The sequence below is a fragment of the Brevibacterium sp. genome, assembly GCF_052105255.1.
In the GTDB taxonomy this organism is placed as follows: domain Bacteria; phylum Actinomycetota; class Actinomycetes; order Actinomycetales; family Brevibacteriaceae; genus Brevibacterium; species Brevibacterium linens_B.
Window position 1 is genome coordinate 1 of the sequence record NZ_JBQDYQ010000066.1, and the last position, 15,415, is coordinate 15,415.

A 15,415-nucleotide genomic window follows, 5' to 3' on the forward strand; every position below is an offset into this window, starting at 1 on the left:
TGGTGTCAGCAATGTATTGAGACAGGTTGTAAGCAAGGTAGTGAGACAGCACAGCTCAGCAACCTCGCGCGAGGTTGCTGGGCCGCCGTCAGGTAGCAATAAGGGGTGCGGGTCTGTTGACCTGCACCCCTTATGGGTTCCTGTTGCGGCTGGTTCAGCTCTGGGCCGGAACCTCACCACGACGGATCGCGAGGCGCTCATCGAGGAGCACCTGGAGTTCGTCGAAGGACCGGCGTTCCAGGAGCATGTCCCAGTGGGAGCGCACGTGCTTCACGGGCTCACCATCGGGCTCGTTGACTCCGACGCGGACTCCGATGCCGTGGATACCGGAATCCCAGGCCGAGGGAACCTCGGCTTCGATCGAGAACGGCACCTTGAAGCGGGTTCCGTCTTCGCATTCGAATTCGACCATCTGGCGGGGTGCCGGTTCGACGCCCTCTTCGGTTTCGAGGCTGCGCGAGCCCAACTGTGTTCCGCGGAGACTGCGTTCGCTCATATCTAAGACCTTCCGACTCGACTGCACACCTTGGACGCAATGTAACAGTCTACCGTGCCCGGATATTCCTCGCCGACAGCTCCGGGGCGGCACGCGCGAATCGACGATGAAGAAGGGGCAGTCAACCGTGCCGATACCCCAGCACCGCGAGACCGAGCTCGACATCATCGGTGACGATTCCGTCGACTCCGAGGGCGAGCAGCGACTGCATAGTCGGCTCATCATTGATCGTCCAGACATGAACGAGCAGGCCCGACCGGTGAGCTCGGGCGACGAAGTCGGCAGTGACCACGGGAATCGTCTTGAACGACGCAGGCACCTGCAGTGCGTCGACTCCCGGAGGCAGGGAAGCGGCCCCGTGATCGGGGAAACCCGGCAGTCGACCGAGGGCGAACAGGGCAGTCTCCCTCGTGCCTGTCGACGTGCGCACCCCGGGCAGGGCGGTGCGCAGCCGTCGCAGGGTTCCCGAGTCGAAGGAGGCGAGCCGGATCCTGTCAGCGGCATGAAAATTATGCGCGAACCGGATCATGGGGCCGATGCTGTGAGCGGCCTTGACATCGATATTCCACTGCACCTCCGGCAGCTCCTCCACCAGCGCTTCGAGGCGGGGGAGTCGACCCCCTGCGAGGAGGTCGACCTCGTCGAGCTCGTCAGCAGGGAGTTCGCGGATGGATCGGGGTATCCCGGCGATGCGGTTGAGGTCGGCATCATGAGCAGCGAAGAGGATGCCGTCTGCGGAGGCGTGGACGTCGGTCTCCATCCACTTCACACCAGCGTCGGCGGCTGCGGCGAACGCCTCGAGGGTGTTCTCGCTCGTCCCGGGCCACAATCCGCCTCGGTGAGCGATGATCTCCGGGTCTGCGATGACCTCCCGCTGGGAATTCATTATCCAATCCTAATCAGGGTGTTGATTTCACCGAGGCACTGTTCAAGGATGGAGTCATGAGTTCACACCGCGAACCCCTCGAACCCGACGATGTCCTCGACGCGACCGCGAAGACTCCGACCGAACGCGCACGCCGGGTCGCCGGACGCGCATACAGCGCAGCGAGCACCGGTGTGAGGAATGTGCGCGAGGCGACATCGACCTCGCGCCTCCTCGAGGCCGGCGAGAACGGCGTCAACCGGGCTTTGGGAAGCATTTCGCACGCGATCGATGACGCTGTGCGCAGCGGCAAGGTCGAACGGGCCTTCGACCGAGCACAGGAGACCGTGACGACCGGAGCCGACGGTGTCCGGAAACTGGTGACGCGCAAGCCCCGTCGCCCCTGATCAGATCCCGCCGCGAACCGGTTCGCAGGACCTGCGACTCGGCAGTCGACCGATGCCGCCCGTGAGCAGAGTCTCAGCAATGTGGCACATTCAGACGGTGTGCCACATTGCTTTTGTAACAGTTCCTTAACTAGAATCTGTGGAGATAACGATCAGATAACTTGGAGCCGATCCTCAAGCGCACGGTTGCGAGAGGTCTTCCCCCTGCATCTCCGAGTTGCCGAGACACTCCGTGATGACGACGAGGAACACGACTGTGGGCAGACACTCAGCTCCGAACACCAAGAAGACCGGTTCGATCTTCTCCGCGCTGTCAGCGAAGAAGAAGACCGGACGCCACGCACCCGCTGACCGGCAAAACACCGCCGGGGGAGTGCTGGCAGCAGTCCGCACCCGCCCGGTGCTCTCCGCGTTCATCGTGCCGACCGCCGCGACGGCAGCCGTCGTCGCCTCGAGCCTCGCCATGGTTCCCAACGACTCTTCCACGAGCGGTCAGGTCGTGGCCGAAGCGCCCGCTGTCGCTGTCTCCGAGCCGACACAGGCCCCGGATGAGTTCCTCGAAAAAGCGAAGAAGCAGGCCAAGGAGAAGCCTGCAGAGGTCACGATCGACACTCATGTCGAGACACCGAGCCCCAAGCCGCCGAAGACCGCTGAGACCAAGGACGAAGGATCGTCCAGCGGCGGAGAGACGTCCGGCAACGAGGGACCGTCGGGAGGGTCCGCGGGTGAGAACGACGGACCGTCGAACTCCGGCAAGTCGGCAGGCGAATCCGGCAGCTGCCCGATGTCCTACTACGGCGGCGGTGACGGATTCGACGGTAATCAGACCGCCAACGGTGAGATCTTCGATACCAATAAGCTCACCGCGGCTCACAAAGCCCTGCCGTTCGGCTCCAAGGTGAAGATCACGAACACCGCCAATGGCAAGTCCGTGACCGTGCGCGTCAACGACCGCGGTCCCTACCACGGCAACCGCTGCTTCGATCTGTCGAAGGCCGCTATGGAAGCCGTCGGCGGAGTCGGCGCCGGGCAGATCAACGGCAGATACGAGGTCCAGTGACGCCGTCTGTCTCCTGCAGCCGCTGACTGCGGAATCCGCAGGTTCTGCAACGCAAATACGATTTTCGAACTTTATGATCATATAGACAAAGGAAATTAGTCGCTCGTTCGAGCCGGGAGCTACGGATTGCTCTGTTGCTACGAAATTCGTATTCGTCTTCTCGACCTTGGTTTTCGACTGTGGGGTAGCTAACCTGAAGCCACCATCACACAGTCTGTCGAGGAGTCCGCCATGTCCGCAGAAACCCGTGACGTCGTCATCATCGGAGCAGGCCCATCGGGCCTGAGCGCGGCCCGTCGGCTGCGGAGGTCCGGACGCAGCGTCATCGTCCTCGAAGCTCGTGATCGTGTGGGCGGACGGACCTGGACCGAACAGATCGACGGGCAGATGTTCGAACTCGGCGGACAGTGGATCTCTCCGGACCAGACCGCACTGCTGGCTCTCGTCGACGAACTCGGCAAAGAGACCTATCCCCGCTACCGGGACGGCGACAGCGTCTACATCGCACCCGACGGAACCCGCACCGTCTACTCGGGCGAGATGTTCCCCGTGGGGGAGTCGACCCAGGCCGAGATGGAACGCCTCATCGGCCTCCTCGACGAACTCGCCGCCCGGATCGGACCGCAGGCTCCCTGGGATGCCGAGGACGCTGCCGAACTCGACTCGATCTCCTTTCACCACTGGCTGCGCGAACAGTCCGAGGACGAACTCGCCTGCGAGAACATCGGACTGTTCGTCGCCGGCGGCATGCTGACCAAGCCCGCCACCACCTTCTCAACTCTCCAGGCCGTCCTCATGGCCGCCTCGGCGGGATCATTCACGAACCTCGTCGATGATCATTTCATCCTCGACCGTCGCGTCGTCGGCGGAATGCAGTCGGTCTCCGTGCAGATGGCCGAGGAACTCGGTGCGGACATCGTCCGCCTGCAGCAGCCGGTGCGTCGGATCGAGTGGTCGGAGACCGGAGTCCACGTCTCGACCGACGAACTGAGCGTCAACGCCCGGTCCGCGATCGTCGCCGTCCCGCCGAACCTCTACTCGCGCATCAGCTATGACCCGCCTCTGCCGCGGCTCCAGCAGATCTTCCACCAACACCAGTCGATGGGGCTCGTCATCAAGGTCCACGCCACCTACGACACTCCGTTCTGGCGTGAGGACGGTCTGTGCGGAACCGGGTTCGGTGCCTCCCGTCTCGTGCAAGAGGTCTACGACAACACGAACCACGGCGAAGAGCAGGGCACCCTCGTCGGGTTCATCTCCGATGTCAACGCCGATGCCATGTGGGCCCTGGACGAGGAGTCCCGCCGGACGACGATCCTCGAATCGCTGGCCGAATTCCTCGGCCCGAAGGCACTCGACCCGCGCGTGTTCTACCTCTCCGACTTCGGTGCGGAGGAATGGACCCGTGGTGCCTATGCGACCAGCTACGACCTCGGCGGTCTGCACCGGTGGGGGCCGTTCCAGAACGACCCGGTCGGACCGATCCACTTCGCCAGCTCCGATATCGCTGCCGAAGGCTACCAGCACGTCGACGGAGCAGTGCGCATCGGCACCGCCACCGCCGAGAGGATCCTCGGCGAGATTTCCTGAGATGAGCAGCACACAGCCGACACCGTCGACGAACACGAGCGGACTGAGCGCCAAGGGACTCTCCGCCGGCAAGATCGGAGCCATCGGGGGAGCCGTCATCGGCATCTCCTGCATCGCCCCGGCCTATACGCTGACTTCAGGATTGGGCCCGACGATCTCCGAGGTCGGGGTGCACACCCCGGCTGTGCTGCTCATCGGTTTCGTACCGATGCTCCTGGTCGTCTTCGGCTACCGGGAACTGAACACGGCGATGCCCGACTCGGGAACCACCTTCACCTGGGCGACCAGAGCATTCGGGCCCTGGCTCGGATGGATGGGCGGCTGGGGACTTGTCGCCGCCACCGTCCTCGTCCTGTCCAATCTTGCGGCCGTGGCCGTCGACTTCCTCTTCCTCCTTCTGTCGCAGGTGTTCTCCGATCCGTTCATCGCCGAACTCACCCGGGTTCTGTGGATCAATATCCCCGTCACGATCGTCCTCACCGCCGCCGCGGCCTGGGTGTCGTATCGGGGAGTCGAAGCCACGGAGAAGCTGCAGGTGTGGCTGGTCGCCTTCCAGGTGCTGGCGCTGGGATGGTTCGTCATCGCCGCGATCGTGCAGGTGGCGAACGGCACCGCCTTCGACCCGACCCCGGTCTCATTCGACTGGTTCAACCCGCTGTCGGCCGGCGACTTCTCCACCGTCGCGGCTGCGGTGTCACTGTCGATATTCCTCTTCTGGGGTTGGGACACGGTGATCACGATGAACGAGGAGGCGAAGGATCCGGAGAAGACCCCGGGCCGGGCCGCCATGCTCACGATCATCGCGATCGTGATCATCTACATCGCCTGCACGATCGCGGTCATCTCGTTCGCCGGCATCGGCACCGAGGGGCTCGGGGCAGGCAATCCGGACAACCAGGAATCGATCTTCGCCTCACTCGCCGGCCCTGTCATGGGTCCCTTCGCGGTTCTCGTATCCATTGCGGTGCTCTCTTCCTCTCTGTCGTCGCTGCAGGCGACGATGGTCTCGCCGTCCCGGACGATCCTGGCGATGGGTCACTACGGAGCGCTGCCGGAGAAGTACGGCCGTGTCTCCCCGCGGTACAAATCGCCGTCCGTGGCCACCGTCACCTCGGCGGGAGCAGCGATCATCTTCTACGTCGTCATGCGTCTGCTGTCCGAGAACGCCCTGTGGGACACGATCACCGCTCTGGGCCTGATGGTCTGCTTCTACTACGGCATCACCGGTCTCGCCTGCATCTGGTACTTCCGCCGCAGCCTGTTCTCCTCGACCCGCACGTTCTTCTTCCGGTTCCTGTTCCCGCTCATCGGTGGAGTGATCCTGCTGGTCATCTTCGTCACCACCGCGATCGACTCCCTCGATCCCGACTACGGTTCGGGGTCGTCCGTCTTCGGCATCGGACTCGTCTTCGTCCTCGGCATCGGAGTGCTGGCCCTGGGCGTGGTCATCATGATCATCCAATCCATCCGCCATCCCGACTTCTTCCGCGGACACACCCTGAAACAGGGAGTCGACGAGGGGTGAACGAGCAACTGGTGGCTCTGCGCCGAGTCCGGGACCGCATCGACCGGGAGTTCGACCAGCCCTTGAGCGTGGAGGCCCTGGCCACAGGCGAGCACCGGCTGCCGACGATCGTGGTGAAGAATGCCCTGCGACCGGTCAGGAATCGAAAAGTCCCACCTGACTGAGCAGTCTACGATTGCTGACATGGACATCTCGATCAACGCCAGCTTCCTGCCGCACACCGATGCGGACGAATCACTGGCCTTCTACCGCGACATCCTCGGCTTCGAGCTGCGCCTCGACGTCGGTGCCGGACGCATGCGCCGGCTGACGGTGGGACCGGTCGGCCAACCCGACACGTCGATCGTGCTCACTCGGCCCGTGACCGACCCGACGATCAGCGACACCGAACGGGAGACTATCGAGGCACTCATCGCCAAGGGCAGCTATGGCGCCATCGTGCTCGCGAGCCCGAACATCGATGAGGCCTTCGCCGAGGTGGAGGCCAAGGGCGCCGATATCGTGCAGGCGCCGATGGACCAGCCCGACGGTCTGCGCGACTGCGCCCTGCGGGATCCCGCCGGACACATGATCCGCATCCAGCAGAGAGGCTGAGACCTGTGCACACCGCAGACAGCCATGACCTCATCCGCGTCAGCGGAGCCCGGGAGAACAATCTCAAGAACTTGAGCGTCGAGATCCCCAAACGTCGCCTGACGGTCTTCACCGGCGTCTCCGGTTCCGGCAAGAGTTCACTGGTCTTCCACACCATCGCCGCCGAGTCCCAGCGGATGATCAACGAGACCTATTCCGCGTTCGTCCAAGGCTTCATGCCCGCGATGGCCCGACCCGAAGTCGATGTCCTCGAAGGACTGACGACGGCCATCCTCGTCGATCAGGAACGGATCGGAGCGAACCCGCGATCCACCGTGGGCACGGTCTCGGACATCAATGCGAAGCTGCGCACCCTCTTCGCTCGTCTGGCAGAACCGAACCTCGGGTCGACCAACGCCTACTCCTTCAACGTGGCCACCCTCAGCGGGAGGGCGCGGTGAGTATCGACAAGGGCGAGGGCAAGCAGGTCGAACGCAGGTCCTTCTCCGTCAACGGCGGAATGTGCCCACTCTGTGAGGGCATGGGCACGGCCACAGACATCTCCATCGCCGAGGTGATCGATGAGTCGAAATCCTTGAACGACGGAGCCATCACGGTCCCCGGGTACAAACCCGGCGGTTGGTCCGTGCGCATGTTCTCCGAATCCGGCTACTTCGACCCGGACAAACCCGTCGCCGATTTCGATGAGACGGAGCGACACTATCTGCTGTATGCCGAAGGCGAGAAGGTCAAGATCAATGGCACGAACATCACCTTCGACGGGCTGATCCCGCGGATCCAACGGTCGTTCTTGTCCAAGGATCGAGACTCGATGCAGAAGCACATCCGTGAGTTCGTCGACCGGGCCGTCGTCTTCACCACCTGTCCCGACTGCGAGGGCACTCGTCTCAATGCGGCCGCGCGGTCCTCCCTGATCGCCGGTCGGTCCATCGCCGATGTCTGTGCCCTGCAGATCTCGGACATCATGGAATGGCTCGACCAGATCACGGCGGGGCCGCCTCGGTGCTGCTGAAGTCACTGCGTGCGGATGTACGCGCCTTCAACAACATCGGCCTCGGATATCTGTCCCTGGACCGATCGGCGGGATCGCTGTCCGGGGGAGAGGCGCAGCGGATCAAACTGGTCCGCCACCTGGGTTCGTCGCTCACGGACGTCACCTATGTCTTCGATGAACCGACGATCGGCCTGCACCCGCACGACATCCGAGCGATGAACGACCTGCTGCTGGCGCTGCGGGACAAGGGCAATACGGTCCTCGTCGTCGAACACAAGCCCGAGACGATCCTCATCGCCGACCATATCGTCGACCTCGGTCTCGGCGCGGGCAGCAACGGGGGAGAGGTCACCTTCACCGGAACCGTCGAGGCTCTGCGGGAGTCGGACACTCTCACCGGTCGCCACCTCGGATACACCGGTGCACTCAAGGACACGGTGCGAGAATCGGCAGGGTCTCTGGAGATGCGCGGTGCCGGATCGCACAATCTGCGCGATGTGGATGTCGATGTGCCCCTCGGCGTGCTCACTGTCGTCACCGGAGTCGCCGGTTCGGGCAAGAGCAGCCTCATCGAAGGGTCCCTGCGGGGACGCGAGGGGGTCGTGATGATCGACCAGGCGCCGATCAAGGGATCCCGGCGCAGCAACCCGGCCACGTATACGGGGATGCTCGAGCCCATTCGGAAGGCGTTCGCGAAAGCCAATGGGGTCAAACCCGCCCTGTTCAGCGCGAATTCCGAAGGCGCCGGCCCGGTCTGCAACGGTGCCGGGATCATCTATTCGGATATGGCGCTCATGGGCGGCGTGTCGGCACCCTGCGACGAATGCGAAGGCAGGGGGTTCCAAGCCGAGGTGCTCGAATTCACCTTGGGCGGACTGAATATCCGTGAGGTCCTCGACCTGCCGGTGGATTCGGCGATCGCGCACTTCGGGGCGGGGCAGTCGCGCATTCCCGCGGTCGTCAAGATCCTGGGAGTACTGGCCGAGGTGGGACTCGGCTATGTCAGTCTCGGCCAGCCGCTGACGACGCTGTCCGGGGGAGAGCGCCAGAGACTGAAACTGCCGGTTCACTTATCGGCGAAGGCCGCCGATGCGGCGCGAGTGATCATCCTCGATGAGCCGACGACCGGACTGCACCTGGCCGATGTCGAGAACCTGCTGCGTCTGCTCGACGGACTTGTCGACTCGGGTCGGACCGTCGTTGTCATCGAACATCATCAGGCCGTGATGGCTCATGCCGATCACATCATCGACCTGGGACCCGGTGCCGGACATGACGGAGGTTCCATCGTCTTCGAAGGCAGCCCGGCCGAACTGGTCGCAGGAGTGAAGACGAACGGTTCGCTGACCGCCGAGCACCTGGCCGCATATGTGAATACCTGACCGGTCGAGCCGCTTCTGATCACGCTTCACTCAGATAGCGCGGAGGCGATTCGGATGCTGAATTCGCGGTCTCGGGTTCAAATGCGGCAGTTGATTCGTTACGGTGTATAACGGCTCGGTAACGACCGGGTTACAGAACCGAAATGCAGTCGTACTTTGGAGAAGACACAGTGAACCTCTACAGCACAAGCCTCCGCAAGGCCGCCCTGCTCCTCGGCGCCGGCGCTGTCACAGCCGCCGGACTGACCGGAATGAGCGCGGCGCAGCCGGCACAGGCATCTGAGAAGGGCGTCTGGGACAAGGTCGCCGAATGCGAATCCGGCGGGGACTGGCACATCAACACCGGAAACGGATACTACGGCGGACTGCAGTTCTCCAAGCAGACCTGGAGCGCCTTCGGCGGTTCGGGCACCGCGGACGAGCACAGCAAGGAATGGCAGATCCACATCGCTCAGAAGGTGCTCAAGGAGCAGGGGCCGGGCGCGTGGCCGGTCTGCGGTGAGAAAGCCGGACTGACGAAGTCCAACGGTGCAGCCGATGACGGCGGCGGGGCCGGCGATGACGGCAAGACGGACGATGGCGGCTCGGACGACAGCGGCAAGGTCGGCCTCGGCGGCAACGTCACCGTCGGCAGCTGAGACCGCACAATGATCTGACGATCACAGCGCACGAACACCTGGGCTGTGATCGTGAAATGGCCGCGAGCGACGCACGTGTCGCTCGCGGCCATTTCCGTACACCCAGTTCTGTGCACTGCCGCGTCTCTTCCGGATCTCGACTAGAACGCCGATAATATACATTATGTTAAGTAAAGATAAAGAGCCGCTCCCCGAGGCGCGCAGTTACAGTTGAATCCGGCGATCTGAGCCTGTGATCCATCAGGCGAGACCTGGAGGCGAAATGGCGACGAAGCAACCAGCAATGCGACCGACCGGCGAACCCGTCGATGACGTGCTCGACCGTGCCGGCGGTCCCAGGCGCGCCGAGGCCGACCGCCTGCTCGAGATCTTCGCGGAGATCTCCGGCGAAGCACCTGTGGTGTGGGCTTCACGAATCATCGGGTTCGGTGAGGTCGAGTATCGCTATGAGTCCGGACATGGCGGCACGATGCCGGTTCTCGCCTACTCCCCTGCTGCACGCCAGCACACGATCTATCTCACCGGCGACTATGAAGAGCGCTGGCCGAATGGGGCGAATGCTAGTCTGTACTGAACAGTAACTCAGCTCACAGCAAAGGTGCACCCATGAACGCAGACACCACAGCCGCGCAGAGCACCGACTCGGCGCCCACCTTCAAGCTCTGGACGAAGATGCAGGAGATGCCTCTGGGCAGCCGCGTGGGCTCCTGGCTGTTCTCTCAGGCCGTCTCCTTCAAGGCACCATATTTCCGCACCGTGCGACCGCAGATCAGAGAGCTGCGCCCGGGCCTGTGCCGCGTGACTGCACCGAACCGTCGCGGGATGCACAACCACATCGGCACCTATCACGCGATCGCGTCGTGCAATATGGCCGAGGTCGCCGCCGGTGTCATGACGGAAGCGACCGTGCCGCCCACTCACCGCTGGATCCCTGCGGGAATGACCGTGGAATACAACGCCAAGGCCAGCAAAGGGGCGGTCACAGCCGCCACCCGCCTTGAGACGATCCCCGAATTCGGCGAGGAGAAGTTCGACCTGGTCGTCCCCGTCGACATCCTCGACGCCGAGGGCACCGCATTCGTCACAGCGCACATCACCATGTACATCTCACCGAAGAAGCGCTGAGCCACCCTGGCTCCACTCGGTGACCGATTCGGACCCGTCACCGGCCCGACAGCAGAAGCACCCGCTGAGCGGCCGAGGCGCCCTTGTCGATCGGGCGCGGCGGGCTGTATCCGCCCTCGGAGCCCAGAGCGAGGATGAGATCGCCGAGTTCGTCCCCGATGAACGCGGCAAGGCTCTCGTCGATCGGCCAGTCGTGACCGGTGCCGCATGAGAGATCCGCGGCATGGAGGGCGAGCTCGAGGATGCGCATCTGCACCAGCTGCGCGCCGGGGATGCTCCCGATCCGATGAGCCACCGGCACCTGCAGATCGCACTCCTCGGCGAGCATTCTGAATGCCGTCTCATGAGCCCAGAATGATTCGAGCCTGTCGTCGCCGAGGTGATCGACTCCCCTGGTGGCTTCGACCTCCGGAGTGCTCGCCTGCCCCAGCAGCAGCGTGTAGCGGACTCCACCGCCGATCAGGTGATTGATGAGCTCGGCATTCGTCCACTCTCCGGCGCCGCTCGTCCGATTCAGATCGGAATCGCGTACTCGCTGCAGCGCTGTGACCCAACACGTCTCTGCCCGATCGAGCTGCTTGGTCGTGACTACGTCCATGCCCTCAGCTTAGGTCGGAAGAGCTTGGGCCGCGTCGTTCTGCTCGGTGGGATGAACGTCGACGGTCAGGTCACAGCGTCTCGAGCAGTGAGAACTTCCGGCCAAACAGTGGTCGTGACCGTCCGGTCAGTCTACGGTGTTCCGAGGCCCCGCATGTTGGTATACCAATGCAGGCTGGATGATCTCCACCCTCATCTTCACCCCGATCTTCAAGCGCAGCTCCCACAAGCTCGAGAAGGTCAATCCTGCGCTCATGTCGATCATCCCGGGCGCGGCACTTCTCGCGGCCTTCGCGGCTCGATCACGCTGTTCGTCGGATTCCTCATCGCCACCTCGGTGCCGTTCTATCTGCTCTTCGCGGCAGACGCGAACATCGACTTCGGTGAGATACTCACGGGGTTCCTCGCCGTGTTCGCCGTCTGCGGCGTCTTCTACGTCGTCGAACCTCTCACCTACTTCCCGATCCTCGGTCCCGCCGGAATGTACCAGGCCTTCATGATCGGCAACGTCTCGAACAAGCTGCTGCCCTCAGCCATCGTCGCTCAGGACGCGATCGGGGCGAAGCCCGGCACTCGCAAGGGCGAATATGCGGCGACGGCACCGATATCGTGGGGATCAACTCACGACAGCATGCGCCCGTCGCTCAGTCTCCGAAACCGACCCCCGCATTCGAGAATTCCTGCCAAGATGGCACCAGACCCCTGCTGAAAGGACCTCATGTCACTCAAGCCCGCTCTCCGCGCGTCGATCAGCGCCGATCTCGACCAGACGATTGCCGACTACAAACACTTCCACCGCACTCCCGAGCTGTCGATGCAGGAGACGAACACCGCCGCCGAGATCGCCTCCCGACTCCGCGCCCTCGGACTGACCACCCGCACCTTCGGCGGAACCGGCGTCGTCGCCGTGATCGACAACGGCGACGGGCCCGTCATCGGCTACCGTGCCGACATCGACGGCCTGCCGATCAGCGAGGACACCGGACTCGACTACGCCTCCGCCGCAGAGGGCACTCTGCCCGACGGGACGACCACGAAGGTTATGCACGGCTGCGGCCACGACACGCACATCACCGTCGGTCTCTGCCTCGCCAAACACCTCGTCACACATAAGGACCTGTGGTCGGGTACCGTCGTCATGCTCTTCCAGCCGGGGGAAGAGACCGGTCAAGGTGCCCGGGCCATGCTCGACGACGGACTCTGGGATGAGATCGTGCGCCCCGAAGTCATCTTCGGTCAGCATGTGTGGCCCGGAACGGCCGGCCACATCTACGCCAGCAGCGGCACCGCCATGGCGATGTCCGACTGCCTGCGCGTGACCGTCAAGGGCAAGCAGGCACACGGGTCCCAACCGGAGAACGCGATCGACCCGATCGTCCTCGGCGCCTATATGATCACCCGGCTCCAGTCGGTCGTGTCCCGTGAGATCTCCGGGCGCGACATGTCCGTCGTCACCGTCGGCACGTTCCACGGTGGGCTCAAGGAGAACATCATTCCGGGCTCCGCCGAGTTCGAACTCAATATCCGCACCTTCACCGAGGAGGTCCGCGCAGTCGTCCTCGATCGGGTTCGCCGCATCATTCTCGCCGAGGCGCAGGCTTCCGGTGCGCCGGAACCGGAGATCGAGGAGATGTATCGGTTCCCGCGCTGCTTCAACGACCCCGACGAAACCGAGTCGTTCCTCACTCACGTCGGTGCCGAGCTCGGTGCCGAGCGAGTGCACCTGACCGAGCCTGCCACCGGCAGCGAGGATGTCGGAGCGTTCGGCGATGACATCGGTGTGCCCTACGTCTACTGGTTCTTCGGCGGCTACTCCCCTGCGAAATTCGAAGGCGGGCAGACCCCGGCCGGCAACCACTCCCCGTTCTTCGCTCCTGACGATGTCGAAAGCACGCTCGAGACGGGCATCCGAGCCGCGCTGTCAGCGGTGCTGAGCAAGGTCGGAAAGGACCGCGCGTGAGTGCGGAGATGCTGTGGTGGTCGACCCGTGAACTGGCTGCCCGGATCGCTGCCAAAGAAGTCTCCGCCCGTGAAGCGCTGCAGGTCCACCTCGACCGCATCGATGCAGTCAACCCCGCTCTCAATGCCGTCGTCACCCGTGACGACGAGGCCGCGTTCGCCCAGACGGAGGCTGCGGACTCAGCGACCGCTCGGGGTGAGAGCTTCGGGCCCCTGCACGGAGTGCCGATGACACACAAGGACACTCACGACACTGCGGGAATGCGCACGACCTGGGGATCGCCGCTCATGGCCGATCGGGTTCCCGAATCGGATGCGGTCATCATCGCCCGACTCAAAGACGCCGGCATCACGACGTCGGGCAAGACCAATGTCCCCGAGTTCGCCGCCGGTTCGCACACCTTCAACGAGGTGTTCGGCACGACGGTGAACCCCTACGACCGAACGAAATCGGCATCAGGGTCCTCCGGCGGTGTGGGTGCGGTGCTCGCGGCGGGGATCCAAGCCTCCGGGGACGGATCGGATATGGGCGGATCACTGCGTTCGCCCGCATCGTTCAACAACGTCGTCGGGCTGCGACCGAGCAACGGCCGCATCCCGCACACTGCACCGGGCAACCCCTATGCGTGGCTTGGGCAGAGCGGGTTCATGGCACGCACGGTCTCCGATGTCGCACTGCTGATGTCGGTGGCCTCAGGGCCGCACCCCTCGGCGCCGACCTCGATCCACGAATCCGGCGGAGTCTTCGACCTCCCGGAATTCGCTCGTGCCGCCGACCACTCCCCCGACCTCACCGGTCTTCGGGTCGGATTCAGCCCCGACCTGGACGGACTGCTGCCTGTCGAGGCCGAGGTGAAGGACATCGTCGCCTCCACGGCTCAGGTGCTCAGCGGTCTCGGCGCGCAGGTGGACGCGGAGATTCCGAATCTCACGGATGCCGATGAGGTATTCGATGTGCGGCGTGCCCTCGACTTCGTCGGGTCCTGGGGCGGGCTGTATGAAGCGCATCCGGAGCAGATCAAGGGATCGGTCAGGTGGAATATCCGAATGGGCCTCGAGCTCACCGGCGCCGAGGTGGTTGCGGCCGAATCCGCACGCACCCGACTCCACGGTGAGATCGACCGATACTTCGTCGGACACGATGTCCTCGTGCTCACCACCTGCCAGGTCCTGCCGTTCGATGCCGACATCGAATATCCGACGCAGATCAACGGGGTGCAGTTGGAGAACTATCTCGATTGGATGCGGGCCCTGTGCCTGATCTCGGCGACCGGCTGCCCCGCGATCTCGGTGCCGGCAGGATTCTCGGTCTCCGGGCTGCCGGTGGGTGTGCAGATCGTGGCGAAGCCGGGCGCTGACGTCGAACTGCTCCGAGTCGCTCATGCCTTCGAATCGGCGACCGGTCACCACCGGCGGCGGCCGGAGCTCTGAGCGGAACGCCGCACCGGAGTCGGCGCATCGCGGGAGGGTCGGGGGCAGGTATGGCAAACCTGGGCAGAGTTTGCCGAGCCTTTCCACACTGGAACGGTTCTAGAAAAGGTGTCAGGATGTTCTCTAAGCAGGCGGAATGGATCCGCCTCGAACACCAAAGGAGTAACAGATGCACCTGAGCCCCGCTATGCAGAAGGTCCTCAACGAGCAGGTCACCCTCGAACTCGAAGCCTCGTTGGTCTACCTCCAGCTCTCCATTCAGCTCGACGACCAGGATCTGCCCGGCATGACGCGCTGGATGCGCGCCCAGTCCGAAGAAGAGCAGGTGCACGCCGCGAAGTTCACTCAGCACTGCCTCGACCGCGGATTCGCCCCTCAGATCGGTGACATCGCCGCTCCGAAGGTTTCGGGCTCGCAGCCGATCGACTTCTTCAAGGCCGCTCTGGCGCACGAGGAGAAGGTCTCGGAATCCATCCGCAATCTCTACCGCACCGCCCAGGACGAAGCCGACGTCGACGTGCTGCCGCTGCTCCACTGGTTCATCGACGAGCAGGTCGAGGAGGAGTCGAGCATCTCGGAGATCATCGGTCGCCTCGAGCGTGTCGGCACCGACGGTGCCGGTGTCCTGCGCATCGATTCCGAGCTCGGCTCACGCCATCCCGATATCACTGCCGAAGGCGAGTGATATCTGCAGACTGTCCACTTAAGGCTCAGCGCTCATCTCGAGTCGCGTGAGTCGAGGGTGAACTAGG

The 15,415-nt window shown here is 63.7% G+C and carries 16 protein-coding genes and 1 pseudogene; 14 read left to right on the forward strand and 3 right to left on the reverse strand.

Annotated features, from left to right (window positions below):
• Window positions 1-154 precede the first annotated feature (154 nt).
• The gene (locus ACTIIH_RS14100; protein WP_169252262.1) at window positions 155-496 is read right to left on the reverse strand and encodes an RNA polymerase-binding protein RbpA; all 342 of its coding nucleotides are present in this window, start codon (window positions 494-496) and stop codon (window positions 155-157) included.
• Between the two features lie 121 nt (window positions 497-617).
• A complete protein-coding gene (locus ACTIIH_RS14105; RefSeq protein ID WP_441452522.1) occupies window positions 618-1,382 on the reverse strand; it encodes a glycerophosphodiester phosphodiesterase family protein in 765 nt (254 codons plus the stop codon).
• Window positions 1,383-1,438: 56 nt separating this feature from the next.
• Here ACTIIH_RS14105 and ACTIIH_RS14110 point away from each other — a divergent pair, with 56 nt between their 5' ends.
• The 10 genes and pseudogenes from ACTIIH_RS14110 (at window position 1,439) to ACTIIH_RS14155 (ending at window position 10,676) form a co-directional block, all read left to right on the forward strand.
• The gene (locus tag ACTIIH_RS14110) at window positions 1,439-1,768 is read left to right on the forward strand and encodes a hypothetical protein (RefSeq protein WP_441452524.1); all 330 of its coding nucleotides are present in this window, start codon (window positions 1,439-1,441) and stop codon (window positions 1,766-1,768) included.
• A 256-nt stretch (window positions 1,769-2,024) separates the two neighbouring features.
• Window positions 2,025-2,828, forward strand: coding sequence for a septal ring lytic transglycosylase RlpA family protein (locus tag ACTIIH_RS14115; RefSeq protein WP_441452526.1), 804 nt, complete (start codon window positions 2,025-2,027; stop codon window positions 2,826-2,828).
• Between the two features lie 204 nt (window positions 2,829-3,032).
• Window positions 3,033-4,418, forward strand: coding sequence for a flavin monoamine oxidase family protein (locus ACTIIH_RS14120; protein WP_441452548.1), 1,386 nt, complete (start codon window positions 3,033-3,035; stop codon window positions 4,416-4,418).
• 1 nt (window position 4,419) lies between these two features.
• Window positions 4,420-5,943, forward strand: a complete 1,524-nt coding sequence (locus ACTIIH_RS14125) for an APC family permease (protein WP_441452528.1) — start codon at window positions 4,420-4,422, stop codon at window positions 5,941-5,943.
• Complete coding sequence (locus ACTIIH_RS14130) at window positions 5,940-6,107, forward strand: hypothetical protein (RefSeq protein WP_441452530.1); 168 nt, start codon at window positions 5,940-5,942, stop codon at window positions 6,105-6,107. Before ACTIIH_RS14125 ends, ACTIIH_RS14130 begins: the two co-directional genes overlap by 4 nt.
• Window positions 6,108-6,126: 19 nt before the next feature.
• Window positions 6,127-6,537 (forward strand): VOC family protein, encoded by a 411-nt coding sequence (locus ACTIIH_RS14135; protein ID WP_441452532.1) that lies wholly within the window; start codon window positions 6,127-6,129, stop codon window positions 6,535-6,537.
• A pseudogene (locus ACTIIH_RS14140) lies at window positions 6,534-8,913 on the forward strand (ATP-binding cassette domain-containing protein). The gene ACTIIH_RS14135 and the pseudogene ACTIIH_RS14140 overlap by 4 nt, the downstream one beginning before the upstream one ends.
• 170 nt (window positions 8,914-9,083) lie before the next feature.
• Window positions 9,084-9,551 (forward strand): transglycosylase family protein, encoded by a 468-nt coding sequence (locus ACTIIH_RS14145; RefSeq protein ID WP_441452533.1) that lies wholly within the window; start codon window positions 9,084-9,086, stop codon window positions 9,549-9,551.
• 262 nt (window positions 9,552-9,813) lie between these two features.
• Window positions 9,814-10,125: a DUF1801 domain-containing protein gene (locus ACTIIH_RS14150; protein WP_441452535.1), complete on the forward strand. Its 312-nt coding sequence runs from the start codon at window positions 9,814-9,816 to the stop codon at window positions 10,123-10,125.
• Window positions 10,126-10,157: 32 nt separating this feature from the next.
• Window positions 10,158-10,676 (forward strand): hotdog fold domain-containing protein, encoded by a 519-nt coding sequence (locus tag ACTIIH_RS14155; RefSeq protein WP_441452537.1) that lies wholly within the window; start codon window positions 10,158-10,160, stop codon window positions 10,674-10,676.
• A 37-nt stretch (window positions 10,677-10,713) separates the two neighbouring features.
• Here ACTIIH_RS14155 and ACTIIH_RS14160 read toward each other — a convergent pair whose 3' ends face one another.
• A complete protein-coding gene (locus tag ACTIIH_RS14160; protein WP_441452539.1) occupies window positions 10,714-11,274 on the reverse strand; it encodes a maleylpyruvate isomerase N-terminal domain-containing protein in 561 nt (186 codons plus the stop codon).
• 153 nt (window positions 11,275-11,427) lie between these two features.
• On the opposite strand from ACTIIH_RS14160, the gene ACTIIH_RS14165 reads away from it, so the two are divergent.
• The 4 genes from ACTIIH_RS14165 (at window position 11,428) to ACTIIH_RS14180 (ending at window position 15,348) form a co-directional block, all read left to right on the forward strand.
• The gene (locus ACTIIH_RS14165; RefSeq protein WP_441452541.1) at window positions 11,428-11,982 is read left to right on the forward strand and encodes a hypothetical protein; all 555 of its coding nucleotides are present in this window, start codon (window positions 11,428-11,430) and stop codon (window positions 11,980-11,982) included.
• A 9-nt stretch (window positions 11,983-11,991) separates the two neighbouring features.
• Window positions 11,992-13,233 carry an amidohydrolase gene (locus ACTIIH_RS14170; RefSeq protein WP_441452543.1) on the forward strand — a complete coding sequence of 414 codons (1,242 nt, stop codon included), beginning with the start codon at window positions 11,992-11,994 and terminating at the stop codon, window positions 13,231-13,233.
• A complete protein-coding gene (locus ACTIIH_RS14175) occupies window positions 13,230-14,663 on the forward strand; it encodes an amidase (RefSeq protein ID WP_441452545.1) in 1,434 nt (477 codons plus the stop codon). Before ACTIIH_RS14170 ends, ACTIIH_RS14175 begins: the two co-directional genes overlap by 4 nt.
• Before the next feature lie 169 nt (window positions 14,664-14,832).
• On the forward strand, window positions 14,833-15,348 hold the full coding sequence (locus tag ACTIIH_RS14180) for a ferritin (RefSeq protein WP_441452547.1): 516 nt from the start codon (window positions 14,833-14,835) through the stop codon (window positions 15,346-15,348).
• Window positions 15,349-15,415: the final 67 nt, after the last annotated feature.